The organism is Nocardia sp. CC227C (assembly GCF_030767025.1).
Taxonomy (GTDB): Bacteria; Actinomycetota; Actinomycetes; order Mycobacteriales; family Mycobacteriaceae; genus Nocardia.
The window spans coordinates 1-20,589 of the sequence record NZ_JASITE010000009.1; the positions used below are offsets into that span (position 1 = coordinate 1).

Sequence of the window (20,589 nt, forward strand, 5' to 3'; positions counted from 1 at the left end):
CATCGACAACCTCACCCTGGTCTGTGATCGCTGTCATGCTCAGATCCCCGAGGATGTCGAGGATCCGACCGGGTGGGCCACCCTCGGACGCGACACCAGCACCGCCAATGCCCTCGGCAGCGCGAATGCACTCGGTAGTGGCAACGCCACCGGCAGCGGCAATGCCCCCGACCGTGGCAATGCCACCGGAAGCGGCTACGGCACCGGCGGTGGAAGCGGCTATGGCACGGGCGGTGGAAGCGGCTATGGCGGTGGCGGCGACGGTGCCAGTGGTATCGGTGGTGGGCTCGGTGGTGGTAGGCGTATCGGTATCGGTAGTGGCCGGTATCCCGGTCGGGTGGTGTGGTTGCCGCCGACCCGCATCGATCCGGCGCGGGCTGCTCGGGTGAATCTGCATCACCACCCCGACCAATGGCTCACCCACCCCGATCACCACGGATACACCGGTCATCGCGGCCCGGATCGACACGGCCACCCCGATCATCACGGGCATGCGGATCATCACGGGCATGCGGATCATCGTGGCCCGGATCGTCACGGCCGTGCCGATGATCGTGGCTGTGGCGACCGTGGCGACCCCCGGCACGACCGTGACCGCGTGGACGATAGTGCGGGCAGTACGCATCGCGATCGCACGACGCCCCCGTATCGTGCCCAGCGGCCGGGTCCGGTCCGAGGCGATCACTTACGCCAGTAGACCGCCGCCCCGAAAACGGTTGTCTCGAGAACGTAACCCCAGCCAGTCCGTGGGCTGGGGTAGACGCGCGCGGCACCCAACCCGGCGTCAGCGAAAGCCAGGTAAGGCACCCAACGCCACCACACTCATCTTTTCAAGCTCTGCGGCAACACCCTCGAACCGCCACGACCCCCACACCTCAACACATGGACAAGGCCGCAACCAGATCCCAACCCCCGCAACCCATGTCGAATTGCCTCGAATGCTGTATTGATAGTCCCAACCCCGATCCACCGACTATCCCCGACAGCCAGCCCTCACCCTCACAGCCCCACCCCCCGGAACATCCGCGATAGCGAGCCCCCACCATGGCCGACCCCTTCGACGAAAGCCGAGCCCTGATCACCGGCGGCGCCGGAGATATCGGCCGCGCAGTAGCCCACCGCCTGACAGCGGCCGACTGGGACGTGGTCATAGCCGACCTCGACCTCACCGCCGCCAAACAACTCGCCGAAGACCTCGGCCCCAAAGCCACCGCCGTCCACCTGGACCTGGCCAGCCCCGACAGCATCGCCCGCACCGCCTGGGCCGTCCAGGGCACCGTCTCCGCCGTCATCCACTGCGCGGGCCTGGCCATCGTGGAACCTTTCCTGGTCAGCTCGGTCGACCACTGGGACGCCATGTTCCAGGTCAACCTGCGCGGCCCCATGCTGCTGACCAAACACCTCCTCCCCGGCCTGCTCGAAACCGATTCCGCCCGCGTCGTCTTCGTCTCCTCCGACGGCGCACGCGCCGGAGCCGGGGGCGAAGCCGCCTACGCCGCATCCAAATCCGGTCTCTTCGGCTTCGCGAAATCGCTCGCCCGCGAGGTGGCGCGGCACCAGGTCACCGTGAACGTGGTCTGCCCCGGTCCCATCGAAGGCCAGATGGTGTCGCAGACCATGCGGCGGCATCGGGGCAATCTCGCCGCCATCGAGAAGGCCATCCCCATGAAGCGCCTGGGGCAACCGGATGAAGTCGCCACCCTCATCGCCTGGTTGGCGAGCCCCGAGGCCAGTTACATCACCGGCCAGCTGATCAGTGTCAGCGGCGGCATCACCATGTCATGAAGGAGTCGCGTTCCATGCCCGCCCAATCCGTCGTCGATGCGCATCTGCACCTGTGGCAGCCCAGCCGCCACGACTGGTATCCGCAGCTCGCCGACTTCGCCGCGCACACCGGCACACCGTCGCTGGCCGACGACTTCCTGCTGCCGGACTACGACCGGGCGGCGGGCGCTACGACCGTGACCGGACTGGTGCACGTCTCCGCCACCACCGCCCGCCACGCCTACCTCGACGAGACACGCTGGGTCGACGAGGTGGCCGCGACGGCCGGGCGGCCGATCGCCATCGTGGGCGCGGTCGACCCCACCCTCGACGGTCCGGACCTGCTGCGTCATCTCGATGAGCAGGCCCGCAGTCCCCGGCTGCGCGGAATCCGCGTATTCCGGGGCCTGTCCCCCAATACCCCGGCCGCCGACACCATCGCCTCCTGGTTGCAGGAGCGCGACGCCGTCTTCGATCTGGTCGCCCATCCCGGCGATATGCTCGACTGGATCGACTTCCTCGTCGGTTACCCGCGGCTGCGGGTGGTGCTCGAACATCTCGGCCTGCCCACCGGAACCGATCAGGCCGCCCGCACCGCCTGGCAGAACGCGCTGTCGCTGGCGGCCAAGGAGACCGGTTGGCAGTGCAAGCTGTCCGGTCTCGGCATGATCTGCCCGGACTTCCGGTGGCCGACCCTCGAATACTGGTTGGAGACGAGTATTCAGCTCTGGGGTTGGCAGCGGCTCATCTTCGGATCGAATATGCCGGTCGACGCGATGGCCGGATCGTACGGGGAACTGCTGGCGGCCGTGGACCGGGCGGTGGCCGCCGACGCCACCGAGCAGGAGGCCGAACTGTTCTACGGCGGCACCGCGGCGGCGACCTACGCGCTCGGCTGAGCCGCCAACTCCGATACCGGTCGACTGCCGGTGCGGCGGTATTCGCCCGCCGACAGTTCGTACATGCGGGGAGTCCCGGCAGACGGCATCGACCACGGCGTGGATATGCGTGGCGTCTCCCCGCATTTCGATTTGCCAGCAGATAACCAAGTGCACCTGACGGTTACACGAAAATTGTTGTTACACATACCAACTCATTAAGCCCCGAGGTGACCATTCCCACAGCTGCGCGACTTGCCGCGTCAACCGGGGTCGCCGTAAAGTTACTCACCAGTTAGGCACGAAGGTGTTCCTACCTCGGCCCGACTTTTGCTAGGGGGCCGATTCAACGTACTCACGTCCGCATCCACCGCCGCATGTCGGACGAACACCGTTGGTTTCCAACAGGTTCGAATCGATAAGGAGGGGGCGATGGTTTCCTACATCGTCACGGGCGGAACGGGTTTTCTCGGGCGACGGGTGCTCGCCGAGCTGCTGAGCCGCGACTCGGAGGCCGTAATCCACGCATTGGTGCGCGAGGCGTCGGTCGCCAAGCTGCGCGAGCTGGCCGAGGACTGGGGCGCGCAGGACCGCGTCTTCCCGCTCATCGGCGATCTGACCGCGCCGGGACTGGGCCTCGACGACGAGGCTCCCCGCGCCGACCACATCATCCACCTGGGCGCGGTCTACGATATGACCGCCGACGAGGCCACCGCCCACGCCGCCAATGTGAACGGCACGCGGGCGGTCATCGACCTGGCCATCGAGCTCGACGCGGTACTGCACCACGTGTCCTCGGTCGCCGTGGCGGGCGATCACCGCGGCAAGTTCTTCGAGGACGATTTCGACCTCGGCCAGAATCTCACCTCGCCCTACCATCGCACCAAGTTCGCGGCCGAGAAGTTGGTGCGCGAATCCGGGGCGCGCTGGCGGGTGTACCGTCCGGCCATCATCGTCGGCGATTCCCGCACCGGCGAGATGGACAAGATCGACGGCCCCTACTACTTCTTCCCCGCCATCGCGAGTCTGGCCGGACTGCCCGCCGACCTGCCGCTGCCGCTGCCCGATCTGGGCGCGACCAATATCGTCCCGGTGGACTACGTCGCGCAGGCCATGGTCCAGCTCATCCGCAAGCCGGGTCTGGCCGGACGCACCTTCCACCTGGTGAACCCGGAGCCGCAGCCCTTCTCCGGCATCTATGCCGCACTGGCCGAGGCCGCCGGAGCGCCCACCGGTATCGGCACACTGCCCGGCAGCCACAGCGCCCTCGACGCGCTCGGCCACATCCCCGGCGTCACCGCGGTGCGGGATTTCCTGTTGGAGCGCCTCGGCATTCCGGCCGAGGTCGCCCCGCACACCTCGTTCGAATCGGAGTTCGTCGCCGATTCCACCCGCGCCCAGCTGCGCGGTCTGGAGGTGCCGTCCTTCGACTCCTACGCCCGGACCCTGTGGGACTACTGGCGCGCCAATCTCGATCCCGACCGCGCCCGCCGCACCGAGGGCACCCCGCTCGACGGCCGCATCGTCCTGATCACCGGCGCCTCCTCGGGTATCGGCCTGGCGACCGCGCACGCGGTCGCCCGCCGCGGCGCGACCGTGCTCATGGTGGCCCGCACCACCGAGGAGCTGGAGGCGGCCGCCGCCCAGGTACGCGCGGAAAGCGGTGCGGCGCAGGCGTACACGTGCGACATCACCGATGAGAAGTCGGTGGAGCTGCTGGTGAAGCAGGTGCTCGCCGACCACGACCACGTCGACTACGTGGTGAACAACGCGGGCCGCTCCATCCGCCGCGCGGTGGTGAACTCCACCGACCGCATGCACGATTTCGAGCGGACCATGGCGGTGAACTACTTCGGCGCGGTGCGGCTCATCCTGGCGCTGCTGCCCTCCATGCGGGAGCGCCGCTTCGGCCACTTCGTGAACATCTCCTCCATCGCGGTGCAGACCAAGGTGCCGCGCTTCGCCGCCTATGTGGCGTCGAAGTCGGCGCTGGACAACTTCAGCGAGATCGCCGCGGTGGAGAACGCCGACGCCGGGATCACCTTCACCTCGGTGCGCATGCCGCTGGTGCGGACCGCCATGATCGCGCCCACCGATCTGTACAAGTCGATTCCGGTGCACAGCCCGGAGCAGGCCGCCGCCATCGTGGTGCGCGCGCTCGAGCACCGGCCCGCCCGCATCGACACCCCGATCGGCACCTTCGCGCAGTTCGTCGACACCGTCATGCCGTCGGTGAAGAAGGCCATTCTGCACCAGGGCTTCCGGATGTTCGGGGAGTCCAAGGCCGCCAAGGAGGGCGTGAGCGAGCCGCGCGGCGAGTCCGCGCCCGCCCGCAGCCCGCTGCTCGCGCTCGCGCCCGTCGTGCAGCCGCTCATGGGCCTACCCGGCTCGGCCGCCCGCATCACCAATGTGATTCCCGGACTGCACTGGTGATCCTCGCCGACTGAGGTCCCACGCGCTTCGGCCCCCGGTGGACATGGTCTCCACCGGGGGCCGATCCCGAGGGGTGCCCCTCCCCGGTCTCGTGCGGCCTCGGCTCACAGCCGTCCCGCCGCGAAGTCGACCGCCGCCACGAAGCTGTGTCCGTAGGACACGTGCGAGGCCGCGTTCGTCCCGCCGCCGCAGATGGGATCTCCTCCGGTACACCAGTTTCCGGTCCGCCAGGCGTATTCGCCCGGCACCCCCGCGCCGACGGCCCGCAGCGGGTCGCCGAACAGCAGCACCGACGAGATCCGCCAGGCGAGATCGCCGGGCAGCTGCACCCGCCCCGGATACCAGCTCACATTTCCGGTGCCGAGCGCCGCATGGATGACCGCCGCGCCCTGGGAGTAGCCCACCAGGATGAAGCGCTGCGCCGGGCACACTCCGGCCTGATACGCCAAGTGCCCCACCAGATCCGCGGTGCCCGCGCCCAGGTTGAAGAGTGGTCGGCCGGATAGGCCACCGGATAGGCGCTCAGCGCGACGGGCAGCCGTTGTCGCAGTTGATCGTAGAGCGGATTGCCCACCACATCGCCCAACCATCCGGGTTCGCCCGTGCCCCGCACCACCACCACATCGATGTCGGCACACCAGTTCGCGTGCGCCCGTGGGGCCTGCGGCGGGTAGCACACGCTCACCAGCACCAGCAGTGCGGCGAACAGCCAAGCAATACGCCAATTTCCAGGCAGCAACACCTTTCGGCCGCTCATAGTCCTCACCCTTCTCACGCCGTTGTGAGAAGCCCGTTGACTCTTGTCAGTGACAAGTGACACTCAACGGGCTATGAGCTCCAAGGTAGAAACGGTGACCGCGAACGACAACGTATTCCACTGTATGGATACCCAGCCGGAACCCAACCGTAGCCATCCGAATCCTGTTATCCACCGGCTATTTTCGAGCAACGAACCGGCATCGCAGGACCGTCCCCCGGCCCGCCGAACCCGGCCCGAAGTAGAACGCGTTTCCATAGTGTGTCGATATGGAAAGACTCACCGGACTCGACGCCAGCTTCCTGTACCTCGAAACCGACAGCCAACTGCTGCACGTGTGCGCACTGCTCATTCTCGACCCGACCGCGGACGGCGCGGGTTACGACTTCGACGAGCACAAGGCCGAACTCGGCCGTCGCCTGCACCTCGTCCCGGCCATGCGCCGACGCCTGCACACCGTGCCGCTGAATCTGGATCATCCGGTGTGGGTGTGGGATTCGACCTTCGACCTCGACCACCACGTGCACCGCGTCCAGCTACCCGCACCCGGTGACGACCGGGCGCTGGCCGACCTCACCGCCGAGATCGCCGGACGCCCCATGGACCGCGGCCGACCGCTCTGGGAGATGTGGATGGTGGAGGGCCTGCCGGACGGCAGGATCGCGGCGATCGCCAAGTACCACCACGCCATCGTCGACGGCATCACCGGCACCACCATGATGACGCACCTGTGCGATCTGGAACCCGGGGTGCGCTACCCCGAGCCGGACCCGACCGAACTCCCCGCGCCGGAGCGCGAACCCCACGATCTGCTGCTGGCCGCCGAGGCCGCCCTGCGGTTCCCGGGCAAGCTCGGCATGGTGGGCCTGGTGCCCAAGACGGTCGGCATCGTGGGCGATCTGGTGCGGCGGCGGCGCCAGAAGTCCTCGGGCATGCCGCTGCCGTTCACCGCGCCCCGCACGCCCTTCAACAAGGCCATCACCGCGCACCGCGCGGTGTCCTTCGTGGCCGCCGATTTCGCCGACATCCGCGAGATCAAGGCCGCGTTCGGGGTGAAGGTCAACGACGTGGTGCTCGCCGTGGTCGGCGGCGCACTGCGCGGCTACCTCGAAACGCACGGCGCGCTACCGGATTCGACGCTCATCGCCTCGGTCCCGGTGTCGGTGCACGAGACCTCGCGGCACGCGGAGGGCACCAACAAGGTCTCCACCCTCTTCGCCCGCCTGCGCACCGATGTCCCCGATCCGGTGGAACGGCTGCTGCTCATCGCGGAGGACAACCGCAGCGCCAAGGAGGAGCACAACCTCATCGGCGCGGACTTCCTCCAGGACTGGGCGAAATACGCCCCGCCCAACATCTTTCAGCTCGCGGCCCGCGCCTACTCCGCACTCGAGCTCGCCGAGCACCATCCGGTCGTGCACAACCTGGTGGTGTCCAATGTGCCCGGACCCAGCTTCCCCCTGTACTTCCTGGGCCTGCGCATCGACGCCCTGTACCCGTTCGGGCCGGTATTCCACGGCGCCGGGCTCACCAGCACCGTGCTCACCTGCGACGGCACCATGGACTTCGGCTTCATCGCCTGCCGCGAACTCGTCCCCGATGTGCGGCATCTCGCCGATCTGGTGCCCGAGGTGATCCGCGAGCTGCTCAAGGCCGCCCGCGAACGGCACTGAGCCGCCGCGCCCTCAGCGCCGCTCGACGACCGACTCCAGCGCCTCGAGGAATACCGGGACGAAGGCGTCCGCCTCGAGAACGCAGGCCGCGTGCCCGGCGGGGGCGAGGTAGATCTCCGCTCCCGGAATCATTTTCGCCATCTCCAACTGCCGGTAGACCGGCAGCGCCCGGTCGCGGGTGGTGATCACCACGGCGGTCGGCACCTTCAGCGACGGCAGCCACGGCGAGGAGTCGAAACGCCCCAGTGTGGCGATGACCTGGGCCAGCGCCCAGCCGCTGAGACTGCGCATCTGTCCCATGGCCCAGCGGTCCATCCGCCCCACCGGCCAGGTCGCCTCGGGCAGCTCCGGCAGGCGGCCTGCCTTGAGATGCGCTCGCCGCCAAGACAATTCCGAGAAGTTGGTGGCGAAGGCCGCCATGGCCCGATGGAAGGCGCGCTCGCGCCACTTCTCCTGGAACCGGTAGGTGGTGGCGGCCAGGACCAGCCCGCCCACCCGGTCCGGATGCCGGTGCGCGACGAGTTGCGCGGTGATGCCGCCCATGGAGTAGCCCGCCATGATCGGCCGGTCCACGGCGAGGACGTCGGCCAGGGCGACGGCGTCGTCGGCGACCTCGTCGAGATCGAACGTCTCCGACCGGATGCCGTGCCCGTGCCAGCGCTGGTCGAACAGCACCACCCGGTACCGCTCGTTGAGTTCCCGCAGCGACGGGAACCAGTTCAGCATGGCGGTGGTGGCCGCGCCGTGCAGGAGGAACACCGTCGCCGCGTCCGGGGTGGGGCCGGGCAGGTCCACCACATAGGTGCGTCCACGCCCGGGCAGCTCCACCATCGAGCCCGCGGGAACCTCGGTCAGCCTGGATATTCGCGAGGACAGCCGTCGAGATCGCGGGCGCTGCGCCGCATCCCGGATCGGATCGCGCTCGGACAGTTCCGGCTTGGGGTTCGTCATCGAAAGCCTCCCGGCGTACCGCTCCCCTGCGAGCAGAATTGGAACACGTTTCACCATGGATGATGCCATACTCCGGTGAACGAATCCCTAGTCGCAGGACCGCGTCGGCGGGACCACGGTGGTGACCAGCGTGGTCACCGGGATCGGCGTCGGCGGGTCCGGCAACGGCGCCGCGGGCAGTTCGTAGAGCGCGACATCGGTATAGCGCACCCGCGCCGGTTCCAGGACGATGCCGGGCACCAGCACATCGTGACCGTAGATATCGGACACCATGGCGGTGAACGGGCCGGGGCCGAGGCCGGAGGCGGACCAGTAGTTGTCGTATCCGCGCCGCAGCGGCCGCCAGTCGCCACCGGATTCCGGGCGCAGCGCCACCTGTCGCAGCGGGTTGCCGGAATTGGCGAACAGCAACCCCAGCCAGTCCGCCGAGACTCCCTGCTGCACCCGGTACGACAGCGTCGGCGGCGGAGTCGGATTGCGCACCTTGCTGATCCGAATCCGCGCGACCCCGGCGGCCGGGTCGGCGATCTGCTCGAAGGCAGCGGCGCTCAGGTCGTACTGATGTGGCGCACACCCCGGGCAGCGGTCCACGATCTGGGCGCGCACGCTGCCGAGCGGACCGTCGATGTCGACGTAGGTGCCGCACGCGGCGGAGCTGTCGTACTCCCCCGTTGGCACCCCGATGTAGTAGCCGTCGAGCGGCAGATCCGGGAAGGAGCAGGCCACCCCCTGGCTGAAATGGTAGAAGCGCGCCTCTCGCGACTCCTCCGGCAGGCGTTCCTCCAATACCGGAAGTTGTTCGGGTGCAATCGGACTCGGTTGCACAATGGGCGGTACGACTTTGACGGTGGTGATCGACGTGGTGGTGGCCTGGCAGGCGGCGGGCTGCGGGCGCGCGATCCACATGGCCCCCGCGACCACCGTCAATCCCGCCAGCGCCGTCCACAGCCAGGGTCTGCTGCTCCGGACCTCTTCGTGTCCCGTGCGGTGCATGGCCGCTCCCCAACCTCCGAATCAGGTTTGCCGCGAATCATGTTTGCTGCGATGATGCTGAACACTTTCAGGAAAGCATCAGCGCAGCTGACACATGACTTGAATCGGAAACTCGGAAGAGAAGTCTCGGCGTGTCGACGGCGTGTCCCCCCGTCCGATCGGTCAGGGGACCAGGACCGCCGCTCCGGCGAAGCGGCCGCGTGCCAGATCGGCGAGCGCACGGTCGGCCGCATCGAGCGGATAGGGGTGTGCGGACACCTCGAGCCGGTGTTCGCCCGCGAATGCCAGGAATTCGCGGGCATCGGCACGGGTATTGGCGGTAACCGAACGGATCTCCCGCTCCTGGAACAGATGCCGCTGATAGTTCAGCGCCGGGACGTCGGACAGGTGGATGCCGGCGATGGAGAGCACGCCGCCCCGGTCCAACGCGGCCATGGCCGGAAGCACCAGATCACCCACGGGTGCGAAAAGGATTGCCGCGTCCAGCTTTTCCGGCGGCGGGTCGGCCGCGCCCTGCGCCGAGGCGGCACCGAGCTCCAGGGCCAGCTCCCGTGCCGCCGAATCCCGGGTCATCACATGGATTTCCGCGCCCCGCGCCAATGCCACCTGGGCGGCGAGATGGGCGCTGCCGCCGAAACCGTAGATCCCCAGCCGACCGCCCGCGGGCAGGGCGGCGCGCTCGAGCGCGCGGTAGCCGATGATGCCCGCGCACAGCAGCGGCGCGAGTTCCCCATCGCTGTATCCCTTCGGCAGCGGATGGGCGAAATCCGCCGGCACCGTCGTGTATTCGGCATAGCCGCCGTCGGCGTCCCAGCCGGTGTAGCGCGAGTTCGGGCAGAGGTTCTCCGCACCGCGCAGGCAGTACCGGCAGCGACCGCAGGTATGGCGCAGCCAGGCGATGCCGACCCGGTCCCCGATCGCGTACGCACCGGTCCCGCCGCCGGTGCCGACCACCTCGCCCACCACCTCGTGACCGGGAACGACCCGGGGGCGGTGCACCGGCAGATCACCCTCGGTCACGTGCAGATCGGTCCGGCACACGCCGCAGGCCAGCACCCGCACCAGCAGTTCCCCCGGCCCCGGATCGGGTACGACGTCGCGTTCCAGCCGCAGCGGCCGACCGTCGATCGGACCGGGCCGCTCGACCCGCCACGCGGCCATGTGCTCCGCGCCGCCCATACCGCACCGCCTTCCGCCGCCGAACGTCGACTCCGCCCGTATGCCGAGCCTAGTGCGCCTGCCGACGGCGACGCCCTACTCCGGTTCACCGCGTCCACACCGGTTCACCGCGCCCACACCGGGTAGCTCCCCCGTATCCCGTAGCCGACGAACACGAACCCGCGACCGCCACGGTCGCGGAGTCCCTATCCCTACCGATTTGCTGGAGGCGCTGCGCGCGGCCGATTCGAGTTGAGCGCCGCCGCGCGCCGGGACACGGCTGCGCGGCCTACGCTCCCAGCCCCGAGGTCTCCGCTCCCAACCCCGAGGCGAGGAAGTCGATGAGCTGCGTGCGCACCCGGTCGCGGGTCAGGCCGTGGCGCTCGCCGTGCACCGCGGTCAGCAGCGCCGACATGAGCACCGACACCAGCACCTCACCGCCGACGCGGGTATCCAGCCGGTCGTCCAGGTAACCGCGGGCGATGCCGTCCGCCACCTCCCCCGCCGCGGCGTCGCCGTCGTCCTGGGCATTGCGCATGATCCGGTCGAGTACCCGGTCGTCGATCGAACTCGCTTCCAGCAGCAGGAAATTCACCAGGCCGGGTTCGCCCGCCACCAGGTCGTAGCACCGGTCGACGATGCGGCCGTAGTGGGCGCGGAACCCGTCGAGGGTGGCGGGCGTCGGCTCGTCGCCCATGAGACGCTCCCGGATGACGGCGAAGCAGTGGTCGATGACCGCGTCCAGGATGTCGCGCTTGTTGGCGAAGTAGTTGTAGAAGGTGCCGTGGCTGACACCCGCCAGCGTCGCGATGTCGTCCACGCCGATGGCGCGGTAGCCCCGGCTGGTGACCAGCGTGTAGGCCGCGTTCACCAGTTCGGCGCGGCGGCGGGCGGGATCGGGTCGGTCCGCGCTCATCCGTGCACCCCCCGCACCCGCAGCGCCTTCTCCAGCACGATCAGCACCATATCGGTGCTCTGCTTGCGCACGCGCGGCGTTCCGGCGCCGAGCAGCTCCCGCACCACATCCGGCAGGATGAGCATGACGATGGTGTGCGAGAGCACGTCCGCGTCGATATCGGGGCGCAGCCAGCCCCCGTCCACGCCGCGCTGTAGTTCCCCGGCCACCCAGGCGGCCACCATCGCCTCCAATCCCAGCAGTCGCCGGGCCAGTTCGGGGTCGATGGCGCTGGCTTCGACCAGCAGCAGCCGCAGCAGTTCCGGCTCCCGCTCGATGAGGTCGTGCAGCCGGTCCGCGCCCGCCCGCACCCCGTCCATGAGTTCGTCGGTGCTGCCCGCCACCCCGATGAAGGTCTGCGGCTGCCACGCTTCCATGAGTTTGTCCACTCCGAGATCGAGGACGTGGTCCAGGATTTCGCGTTTGCTGTGGAAGTAGCGGTACACCGTGCCCTGGGCGACCCCGGCCTGCGCGGCGATCGCGGACACGGTGGTCGCCTCGTATCCCCTGGCGGCGAACACCTCGTAGGCGGCTTCGACTATCTGCCGACGCCGCCGCAGCGCAAGCCCCGACTGCGGCGGTCGGCCTCGGCGCGGAACTATTTCGCGGTCCCGTCCTCGACCGCGGCGTCGTTGGGACCGTAGTCGACGACCTGCCAGCTGTCGTCGTACTTGGCGACGGTCACAGTGAGCAGATTCGGCTTGGTGGCGGGTTCGGGCTGCTGCACGTTCTGGGTGCGCTGGGTGGCGAAGACGGTGACCACGAACTGGTCGTTGCCGGTGGCCTCCACCGAGGTGCCGAGCACCTTGCCGGTGGCGACCACCTGCGCCTCGGTCATGATGGTGGCGAGGGTGTCGTGGACGTCGTCGTAGCGCTGGGCCAGGCCCGACGAGGCGTCGCGCCGCACCGCGTCGAAGAAGGCGGGCAGATCGCGGTAGTCGTAGGTCAGCGAGCGCAGCGTGTAGTCGCGGGCCACCTCCGCCGCCCGGGCGCGGTCGGCCTGGTCGTCACGCAGGGCGGTCAGGTCCCCGGCGGCGTTCTGCCAGCTCACCCCGAAGGCGACGGCCAGCACGCCGAGGACGGCGGCGGCCACGCCGATCAGGTAGTGCAGACGCTGGATACCGTCGGCGGGCACGGCTTTCAGCGGCTCCGGCCGGGTTTCGGCGCGGCGCGCGGCCGCGCCGGTCTTCTCCAGCCGCACCGTCGGTTCGGGGTTCTTGTCGATATCACTCACGGTTGGTCCTCTGTTCTCGATGTCGAGTGGTCAGCGGGGGCCGACGGTCACATGGGCCGCGCCGTCGCCCGGGAAGACGGTCGCCAGCAGGTCGATGATCGAACCGGCGTCCACGCGTACGGGTTTGATGCTGCTGGTCGCCGGTTTCAGGACGGTGGCGATATGGGCCAGGTCCGGACCGAGCAGGGCGATGTAGTCGTCGATGCGCTGCACCAGCGGCCCGATCGGATCGGTGAACACGTGCTCGCCGACATAGGAGAAGTCCTGGAAGGAGCGAATGATGTGCAGCAGTTCGGGCAGCGCCGCGGTCACATCACCGCCGGTGGCGCTGATCGTGGGTGCGCGCCCGTCGAAGTTGTCGCCGAGGGTCTGCACATTGGCGTAGAGCCGGGCGATGGCGTCTCGCTTGTCCCGCAGCATGCCCGCGGTGAGGGTGAGCGCCCGGGTCAGATTCTCGACGTCGGCGTCGCGGCCCTCGAATCCGGCGGCGACGGTGGTGGCCAGGCGCTCCAGCTTCAGCGGATCGATCTGCGCGGTCAGCACATCCAGCTTGGCCAGGGCGTCGCCGACGGTGGTGGCGATGCGCACCTGACGGGCGGGCACGATGCTGCCGTCGCGCAGATACGGGGCCGCGGTGCCGGTGGGCCGGAAGTCGAGGAACTGCTCCCCCGCCGCCGACAGATTCGCGATGCGCACCTCGCTGTCCACCGGAATGCGGTAGCGCGCATCGAATTCCAACCGCACCGCCAACCCCACGGAGGTGGCCTCGATGGAGCGGACGCGCCCGATGGGCATACCGCGCAAGGTCACCTCGGAGGTCTTCATGAGACCGCCCGAGGTGTCCACCAGCACCGTGACGGCGTAGGAATCGCGACGCGGATCCAGATTCAGCACGCCGACCGCCATATAACCGCCGCACACCAGCGTGAGCACCAGTAGCAGCACCAGCGACATCGGCCCGGAGAGTGAGAATTTCACGGCACCATCCCCATCGAACGCAGCACCGTGACCAGTTCGTCGGCGTCGGCCTGGGCGTCGACGCCGCGGAGATGGACATCCGGTGCGTGCAGAAACGGAATCAGCTTGTCCCGCAACAGCGTGTGGAACGCTTCGAGATTCGCGGGCAGGGTGATGTCGGCGTAGGCCACGGTCAGCGCCGTCGGGGCCAGGATCGACACGATGCTGCGGAAGTCGCCCGCGAGCGGCAGCAGCAGCTCACCCGCCTCGTCCGCCAGCGCGCCCGCACCCGCGATCAGGCGCACCACATTGAACAGCACCCCCGCCAGACCCGCCGCCCGATCGGGACCGTGGGTGAGGATCTGGTCCACCGCGGCCTTCCCGGACTCCAGCTTCCCGGTGATCTGCTGCGCCGAGGCCAGAATGCGGTCCAGTTCCGGGGTGTGCGAGGACAGATCGGCCAGCGCGGCCCGCCCCGCCCGGGTGATGCGGTCGATCTCGGCGGGATCGGTCGGGAAGGCGGCGTTCACGTCGGCGACCAGCTGCTGCATATCCGACCAGCGCCCGCCGGTCACGATATTGGACAGCGCCCGCAGGATGTCCTCCACATTGGTGGCGGGCACGGTCTGCCCCACCGGGATGACATCGCCGTCCTGGAGGAAGGCGGCCTCGCTGTCACGGGGCGGTTCGAGCGCGATGTGGATATCGCCGAGGATGGTGCTCTGCCGCAGTTCCGCGGTGGTGGTCTTGGGCAGCCGCGCATCGGTTTTCAGTGCCACGGTGGCCACGGCGGTGGTGCCGACCAGGTCGATGCGGTCGAGCATGCCGATCTCGACGCCGTCGGCGATGACCTTGGCACGATCGGGCAGGTTGAGCACCGACCCGAATTCGATGCGCACCGAGTAGGTGTCACCGCTCGGATAGGTCCCCGGGATCGGTATGTCGGTGGCGCGCACGCCACAGCCGCTCAGGGTGAGCACCAGGGCCGCCGCCACCGCGGGCAGCAGCCGCCGACGCGGCGTTCGACGGGTCATCGCGCACCCGCCTGCGGCAGTTGCGCGGCCAGCGGCGGCAATGCCGACAGCAGGTCGCCGATATCGCCCTGGCTGTCGATCAGCTGTTTCACCTGCGGCAGATACTGATCCAGCAGGGCGTACACCTGCTCGTCGTACTTGCCGACATTGCGGGCGATCACCGGCAGGAACTCCACCGCGAGGTCCACCGCCCCGGCGAATTCGGCGGAGAACTCGCCGATGAGCTGGATGCCCTTGCGCAGGTTGTCCAGCAGCAGTTCCATATCGGGCCAGTTGCTCACGAACATGGTGGTGAGGGTGTCGAGATTCTCCACCAACCGCCGGAACACCACATCGCGCTGACCGGGATCGCCCACCACCTCGGACAGCTTCTGCAACAGCTGGTTCCACTGCTGGCCGGTATCGTCCAGCGCGCCGTCGGCCGCGGTGAGCGTCTGATCGATGAGGGTGTCCTCCGGTGATCCGCCGCCGGTGAGGTCACCGGCGATGCGGCCCATGGCGTCCAGGGCCTCGCTGATGCCCACCGGAGTCTTGGTGCGCTCCAGCGGAATACAGGATGCGGTGTCGAACTCCGGTCCGCCGGTGTGCGGTTCGGTCAGCTCCACGTGCCGGTCGGTCACGATGGAGCTGGACATGGTGACCGCCCGGATGTCGGCGGGCAGCCGCAGATCCCCGTCCACCGTCATGGTGACCCGCATGTGGTCACCGCGCGACTCGATGGTGGACACCGTGCCGACCTCGACGCCGAGCATGGTCACGTTGTTGCCCTCGTACAGGCCCACGGTATCGGTGAAGTCGGCGCAGACCCGCTGGGTCTGCTCGGCGCGCACCGAGTTCGCCCAGGTCACCCCCGCCACGCCGGTCGCGACCGCCACGGCGGCGGCACCGGCCACGAGTGCTGTTCTACCCCAGTTCATTCAGCACGCCTTGCCTTCGTAGGGAACGCACACCCGCACACCGTTCTCCGGCCGGTCGACCGCCACCTGAATGCCCAGCATGGCGGAGAGTTTGTCGACGACGTCCCGGATGCCGGCGACCACGGTGTCGATGCGGCTCGGATCGGCCATCACCTTCGAGAAGATCTGCTCGATCTCGGTTATGGGCGGCTCCAGCGTGTCGCCGTAGGCCATGAGCGGCCGGTGCAGGATGAGGAAAAGCCGATTGATCAGACCGAACACCCGCACGATCTGCTCTTTTCGATTGCCGAGCTGATCGGCCACCGTGCCCAGCTGCTGCACGAAGCCCGCCAGCATCGCCTTGTCGGCGGCGATGGCGGCGATGTACTCGTCGGACACCTGGAGGGCGGTGTCGAGCTGGCGGGACCGGTCGGCGAGCACATCGGTCAGCTCCGCCGCATTGCCGATCACGCCGCGCAGGGCGTCCGGCTGGTCGGTCAGCGCGGTGTTCAGCTCCGCCATGGTGGCGCGCAGCGTCTGCGCGTCGATCTTGCCCATGACCGGTGTCGCGTGGTCGAGGATATCGCTGAGTTCGAACGGAACGGTGGTGCGTTCCGGCGGAATATGCCTGTCCCCCAGCGGTTTCTCGCCGGTCGGGGTGAGGGAGAGGTAATGCCCGCCGATGGGGGTCAGCATCTTGACCTCGACACTGGCCGACTCGCCCACGTGCACCGTGCGATCCACCCCGAACCGCACCTCGACGTGGTCGCCGGCCAGCTCCACCGATCGCACCTCACCCACCGGGATTCCGGCGACGCGCACCTCGTCCCCCGGTCGCGCGCCGCCGGACACCCGGAAATCGGCGGTATAGGTCCGTTCGCCGATCGGTATCACATACAGTGCGCCCGCGATCAGCAGCAGCACCGCGCACACCGCGACTCCCACCACGCCCCAGCGCAATTGGCTCGACTGATCGCCGCGCCCGGTCGCCAGTTCGCGCAGCACCCCCGCGACCATGTCCACATAGCGTTTCACTTGCACACCACCAGGTTCTGATTGCCGAGCACCACACCGCCGATATCGGGCACCACCGCTTCCCCGCTCGAACAGGTGATCCGGGGGCGGTATCCCTCGCCGGGCACCGCGTTGTTGAGCCCGGACACCAGCCCCGGGGTCAGCGCGAGCAGCTGCGTGAGCGTCTCGGTCTGCGGCACCAGTCGCCGCAGCAGTCCGTCGATCGGCCCGTAGGCCACGTCGTAGGCATCCCGGCCCTCCTCCAGAATCGGGATGAGCGGGCTGAGCACGCGGTCCCCCTTCTCGATGGCGACGAGGACGCCCCGCATCTGGTCGGTGAACTGGCGCAGGATCTCCGAGAGCTGGTCGACCAGCGCCCCCACGGCGTCGGATTTGCCGCCGATCTCCTGCGACACCACCCCCAGGTTCTGGATGAGCAGCACGATCACCGCCTCGCTGTCGCGGGCGTGGGCGGTGATCCGGTCCAGATCGGCGAGCACCGGGCCGATACCGGAGCCGTCGCCCTGGATCACCCGCAGCAGATTGGTGCCGAACCGGTTGAGCTGCTCGGGCTCCAGTGTTTCGAACAGTGGCTTGAAACCGTTGAACAGCTTCGACACATCGAAGCTCGGGATCGTGCGTTCCACCGGAATCACCCCGCCCGCGGGCAGTTTCACGACACCGGGCCGTTCGGTGAGCAGTTCCACGTACCGCTGGCCGATCAGGTTCTGATACCGCACGGCGGCCTGGGTGGTGTCGTAGACGGGCCGGGCGCGGTCGACGGTGAAGCGCACCCGCGCCCGATCCCGGTCGAGTTCCACCGATTCCACCTTGCCGACCGCGACGCCGGACATGCGCACCGAATCGCCCTCGTATAGACCCGAGACATCCGTGAACACCGCCTCGTAGACGAGCTTGTCGCCCGGCACGGGCGTGCGCAGCGCGGTCACGATGAATCCGGTGCAGGCGGCCACGATCACCAGGAAGACGGTGAGTTTCGCGGCGGCCGAGCCGATTCCGTTCATCGCGCCCCTCCCGCCAGCGAATCGGCCAGGTACGGCATGGTCTCCACGATCAGCTCCAACTGCATCCGCACCCTTCCGTCCACCGCCGGGAAGGCCCCGTCGACCGCGGCGAGCAGCGCGGGAATCCGGTGGTAGGCGGGGGCGACGGTGCCCAGTGACACGCTGATGGGCACGGCCAGGTCCAGCACGGCCCCGAGAATGCGTTCCAGATCGGGATTGTTGCGGTCGAGCAGCTCCGCGATGCCGACGAGCACCTGGGTGTACGCGCCGTCGGTGGCCTGGTTGGTGCGGTCTCGGTTGGCCTGCTCGCCGAAGTAGGCGCTCTGTTCCAGGACCTGTAGGACGGCGCGCCCCACCGGTGGGGTGAGATCGGCGAACGCCTCGGTCATATCCGCGCCGATGGCCAGGTAGTGGGCCAGCGGCGCGCGCTGTCCGTCGGCCATCATGCGCGCGGTCTCGAAGAACGAGCTCAGCGTGGGCCCGATGGCGCCGGCATTGTCCAGCAGCAGGTCGAAAAGCCTGCGCACGGTGTCGGAGTCGAGTACCGCGGTGAGCCGGGCGGCACGGCGGAAGACCCCCGCGACCGTGGCGTTGGCGGCGTTCTCACCGATGGACAGGGTCGCGCCCTCGCGCAGCGGTCCGCCCGCACCGGTGGTCACCAATTCGACGGCGCTGGAACCGAAGACGTTCGAGGAGGTGAAGCGGGCGGTCACATCGTCGGTGAGCGCGCGCGCCTGGGTGGGGTCGAGCTCCACCTCGATGCGCTGCTTCCCGTAGCCGACGGTCTCCACCGCGCGCACGCTGCCGATGGCCAGCCCGCGGAACTTCACCTCCGCCCCGGGGGCCAGCCCCTCCCCGAGGGTGGCCGCGTCGATGGTGAGTTCGAACCGGTCGGCGAAACCGCCCTTGGCGTAGGTGGTGACGACCGTGGCCACCACCGCGATGACGACGGCCACCACCAGTCCGCGCAGGCGCAGCGCCCAGCGGCCGGCGCTGCGGCCGGAATGATCGACGAATACCGGCATGACTACCCCGAAATCCTGATGCCGACATCCAGGCCCCAGAACGCGATCGTCATGATCATGTCCAGGATGACCACGCCGACCAGGCTGGCGCGGATGGCACGGCCGGAGGCCCGGCCCACCCCCTCCGGGCCGCCGCTGGCGTAGAAGCCCTGATAGCCGTGGATGAGAATGATGACCACCACGAAAACCGTTGCCTTGACCAGGGATGCGAGCACATCACCGGGTTGCAGGAAGGCGTCGAAGTAGTGGTAGTAGGTGCCCGAACTCTGCCCGTGCAGCACATTCACCACCGTCGCGCAGGACAGATACGACAGGATGAGGGTGAGCAGGTGCAGCGGCACGATGGTGATGGCCCCGGCGATGACGCGGGTGGTCACCACGAAGGACATGGGCCGGATGCCGATGGCCTCCAGCGCGTCGATCTCCTCGGAGATGCGCATGGCCCCGATCTCGGCCGTCATCCGGCAGCCCGCCTGGGCGGCGAATCCGATGGCGGCCACCATGGGTGCCATCTCGCGGGTGTTGGCGTAGGCGGAGACGAATCCGGTGAGCGGGCCCATGCCGACCATGTTCAGCGCCGTGAAGCCCTCCACGCCGATGGAGCCGCCGACCGCGATGCCGAGGAAGGCCAGCACCGCCACGGTGCCGCCGCCGACGATGATCGCCCCTGAGCCCCAGGTGATATCGGAGAGGATGAGCATGGTCTGCCGCCGGTACACCCGCAGGGTGTGCGGTATGGCGGCCAGCACCTGGTAGACGAAAGTCGCCTGGTGCCCGAGGGATTCGAACAGCGAGTTCGGCCCGTCGACGGATTTGCGGGCCGCGCGGCCGACCGCGCCGAGCGGTTGGTAGCGAGCTGGTGCCTGGGTCATCTCACCCCACCTGCTGCGGTAGGAACATCGAAACCAGCTGGGTGATCACGAGGTTCACGCCGAAGGCGGCGATCACGCCGATCACCACGGCCGCGTTCACGGCATTGGCGACGCCCTTGGGTCCGTGTGTGGCCTCGAGTCCGCGCTGGCAGGACACGATGAGCACGATGATGCCGAAGATGACCGCCTTCACGATGGCCACCGCCAGATCGCTCATCTTGGCGAAGGCCGCGAAGGCCGACAGGTAGCTGCCGGGCGTGACGCCCTGGAAGCCGACCGCGATGACGTAGCCGGTGAAGACGCCCATGAAGATGATGAGCATGCACAGCAGCGGCGTGAGCGTGATCATGGCCGCCAGCCGCGGCGCCACCAGTCGGCGCACCGGGTCGATTCCCATGGTGCGCAAGGCGTCCACCTCATCGCGAATGGTGCGGGCCCCCAGATCCGAGGCGATGGCCGATCCGGCCGCGCCGCCGAGCAGCAGCGCGGTCACCATGGGCGCGCCCTGCCGGATCACCCCCAGGCCGCCCGCCGCGCCCGACACCGAGGTCGCGCCCACCTGCTGGGTCAGGCTGCCGACCTGCACCGCGACAATGACGCCGAACGGAATCGCAACCAGCACAGCGGGAATCGCCGTCACGCTGACGATGAACCAGCCCTGCTGTACGGTATCCCGCCACGGATGCCGCAGCCGGACGATATCGATGAACAGCCACCGGAAGGCCGCCACCGCGAGTTGCAGTGTCCGACCGAATGTCCGCAGCCCCGAGAGTACGAAATCGAGCACCTCCCGAACCAACGGTTCCGGTGCACGAAAAGCCCTGTCGACCAATGTTTACCACCCCACAGCCCCACTGCTTGGTCGATATCGCTCGGCCGCACAGCCGATGGCGTGACCCTATAACAGTTTGGTGACTGACGTGTCAGTCGTCACGAAGATTGGCGGAATACATCACTGGCCGTTTTGGTG

General features: G+C 68.4%; 20 protein-coding genes. 4 read left to right on the forward strand and 16 right to left on the reverse strand.

What is annotated here, in order from left to right; translation table 11 throughout:
- A partial coding sequence (locus QMO76_RS19175; protein WP_372342019.1) for a hypothetical protein occupies positions 1–685 on the reverse strand: 685 nt, incomplete at its 3' end.
- Positions 686–1,044: 359 nt separating this feature from the next.
- Here QMO76_RS19175 and QMO76_RS19180 point away from each other — a divergent pair.
- The 3 genes from QMO76_RS19180 to QMO76_RS19190 all read left to right on the forward strand — a co-directional run bounded on the left by QMO76_RS19180 (position 1,045) and on the right by QMO76_RS19190 (position 5,075).
- The gene (locus tag QMO76_RS19180) at positions 1,045–1,785 is read left to right on the forward strand and encodes an SDR family NAD(P)-dependent oxidoreductase (protein WP_306362699.1); all 741 of its coding nucleotides are present in this window, start codon (positions 1,045–1,047) and stop codon (positions 1,783–1,785) included.
- A 14-nt stretch (positions 1,786–1,799) separates the two neighbouring features.
- Entirely contained in the window at positions 1,800–2,663 is an 864-nt protein-coding gene (locus tag QMO76_RS19185) for an amidohydrolase (protein ID WP_306362700.1), read from the forward strand.
- Positions 2,664–3,074: 411 nt separating this feature from the next.
- Entirely contained in the window at positions 3,075–5,075 is a 2,001-nt protein-coding gene (locus QMO76_RS19190; protein ID WP_306362701.1) for an SDR family oxidoreductase, read from the forward strand.
- A 104-nt stretch (positions 5,076–5,179) separates the two neighbouring features.
- Here QMO76_RS19190 and QMO76_RS19195 read toward each other — a convergent pair whose 3' ends face one another.
- Positions 5,180–5,533, reverse strand: a complete 354-nt coding sequence (locus QMO76_RS19195; protein ID WP_306362702.1) for a cutinase family protein — start codon at positions 5,531–5,533, stop codon at positions 5,180–5,182.
- A gap of 568 nt (positions 5,534–6,101) precedes the next feature.
- Between QMO76_RS19195 and QMO76_RS19200 the strand changes: the two genes are divergently transcribed.
- Complete coding sequence (locus tag QMO76_RS19200; protein WP_306362703.1) at positions 6,102–7,505, forward strand: wax ester/triacylglycerol synthase family O-acyltransferase; 1,404 nt, start codon at positions 6,102–6,104, stop codon at positions 7,503–7,505.
- Positions 7,506–7,517: 12 nt separating this feature from the next.
- Here the strand turns inward: QMO76_RS19200 and QMO76_RS19205 are convergent, their stop codons facing one another.
- From QMO76_RS19205 to QMO76_RS19270, 14 genes are all read right to left on the reverse strand, one after another.
- Entirely contained in the window at positions 7,518–8,456 is a 939-nt protein-coding gene (locus QMO76_RS19205) for an alpha/beta fold hydrolase (RefSeq protein ID WP_306362704.1), read from the reverse strand.
- Positions 8,457–8,543: 87 nt separating this feature from the next.
- Positions 8,544–9,449, reverse strand: coding sequence for an expansin EXLX1 family cellulose-binding protein (locus QMO76_RS19210; RefSeq protein ID WP_306362705.1), 906 nt, complete (start codon positions 9,447–9,449; stop codon positions 8,544–8,546).
- Positions 9,450–9,611: 162 nt separating this feature from the next.
- Positions 9,612–10,610 carry a zinc-binding alcohol dehydrogenase family protein gene (locus tag QMO76_RS19215; RefSeq protein ID WP_306362944.1) on the reverse strand — a complete coding sequence of 333 codons (999 nt, stop codon included), beginning with the start codon at positions 10,608–10,610 and terminating at the stop codon, positions 9,612–9,614.
- A 286-nt stretch (positions 10,611–10,896) separates the two neighbouring features.
- Positions 10,897–11,523, reverse strand: a complete 627-nt coding sequence (locus QMO76_RS19220; protein ID WP_306362706.1) for a TetR/AcrR family transcriptional regulator — start codon at positions 11,521–11,523, stop codon at positions 10,897–10,899.
- The gene (locus QMO76_RS19225; protein WP_306362945.1) at positions 11,520–12,221 is read right to left on the reverse strand and encodes a TetR/AcrR family transcriptional regulator; all 702 of its coding nucleotides are present in this window, start codon (positions 12,219–12,221) and stop codon (positions 11,520–11,522) included. Before QMO76_RS19225 ends, QMO76_RS19220 begins: the two co-directional genes overlap by 4 nt.
- Entirely contained in the window at positions 12,161–12,796 is a 636-nt protein-coding gene (locus QMO76_RS19230) for a hypothetical protein (RefSeq protein ID WP_306362707.1), read from the reverse strand. Before QMO76_RS19230 ends, QMO76_RS19225 begins: the two co-directional genes overlap by 61 nt.
- A 30-nt stretch (positions 12,797–12,826) precedes the next feature.
- Positions 12,827–13,774, reverse strand: coding sequence for an MlaD family protein (locus tag QMO76_RS19235; protein ID WP_306362708.1), 948 nt, complete (start codon positions 13,772–13,774; stop codon positions 12,827–12,829).
- The gene (locus QMO76_RS19240; protein WP_306362709.1) at positions 13,771–14,787 is read right to left on the reverse strand and encodes an MlaD family protein; all 1,017 of its coding nucleotides are present in this window, start codon (positions 14,785–14,787) and stop codon (positions 13,771–13,773) included. Before QMO76_RS19240 ends, QMO76_RS19235 begins: the two co-directional genes overlap by 4 nt.
- Complete coding sequence (locus QMO76_RS19245; protein ID WP_306362710.1) at positions 14,784–15,704, reverse strand: MCE family protein; 921 nt, start codon at positions 15,702–15,704, stop codon at positions 14,784–14,786. The genes QMO76_RS19240 and QMO76_RS19245 overlap by 4 nt, the downstream gene beginning before the upstream one ends.
- Complete coding sequence (locus QMO76_RS19250) at positions 15,705–16,718, reverse strand: MCE family protein (RefSeq protein WP_306362712.1); 1,014 nt, start codon at positions 16,716–16,718, stop codon at positions 15,705–15,707. It abuts the gene before it with no gap.
- A complete protein-coding gene (locus QMO76_RS19255) occupies positions 16,715–17,722 on the reverse strand; it encodes an MCE family protein (RefSeq protein WP_306362713.1) in 1,008 nt (335 codons plus the stop codon). The genes QMO76_RS19250 and QMO76_RS19255 overlap by 4 nt, the downstream gene beginning before the upstream one ends.
- A complete protein-coding gene (locus QMO76_RS19260; RefSeq protein WP_306362714.1) occupies positions 17,719–18,747 on the reverse strand; it encodes an MlaD family protein in 1,029 nt (342 codons plus the stop codon). The genes QMO76_RS19255 and QMO76_RS19260 overlap by 4 nt, the downstream gene beginning before the upstream one ends.
- A 2-nt stretch (positions 18,748–18,749) precedes the next feature.
- Positions 18,750–19,619 carry an ABC transporter permease gene (locus tag QMO76_RS19265; RefSeq protein ID WP_306362715.1) on the reverse strand — a complete coding sequence of 290 codons (870 nt, stop codon included), beginning with the start codon at positions 19,617–19,619 and terminating at the stop codon, positions 18,750–18,752.
- Between the two features lies 1 nt (position 19,620).
- Positions 19,621–20,451: an ABC transporter permease gene (locus QMO76_RS19270; protein ID WP_306362716.1), complete on the reverse strand. Its 831-nt coding sequence runs from the start codon at positions 20,449–20,451 to the stop codon at positions 19,621–19,623.
- Positions 20,452–20,589: the final 138 nt, after the last annotated feature.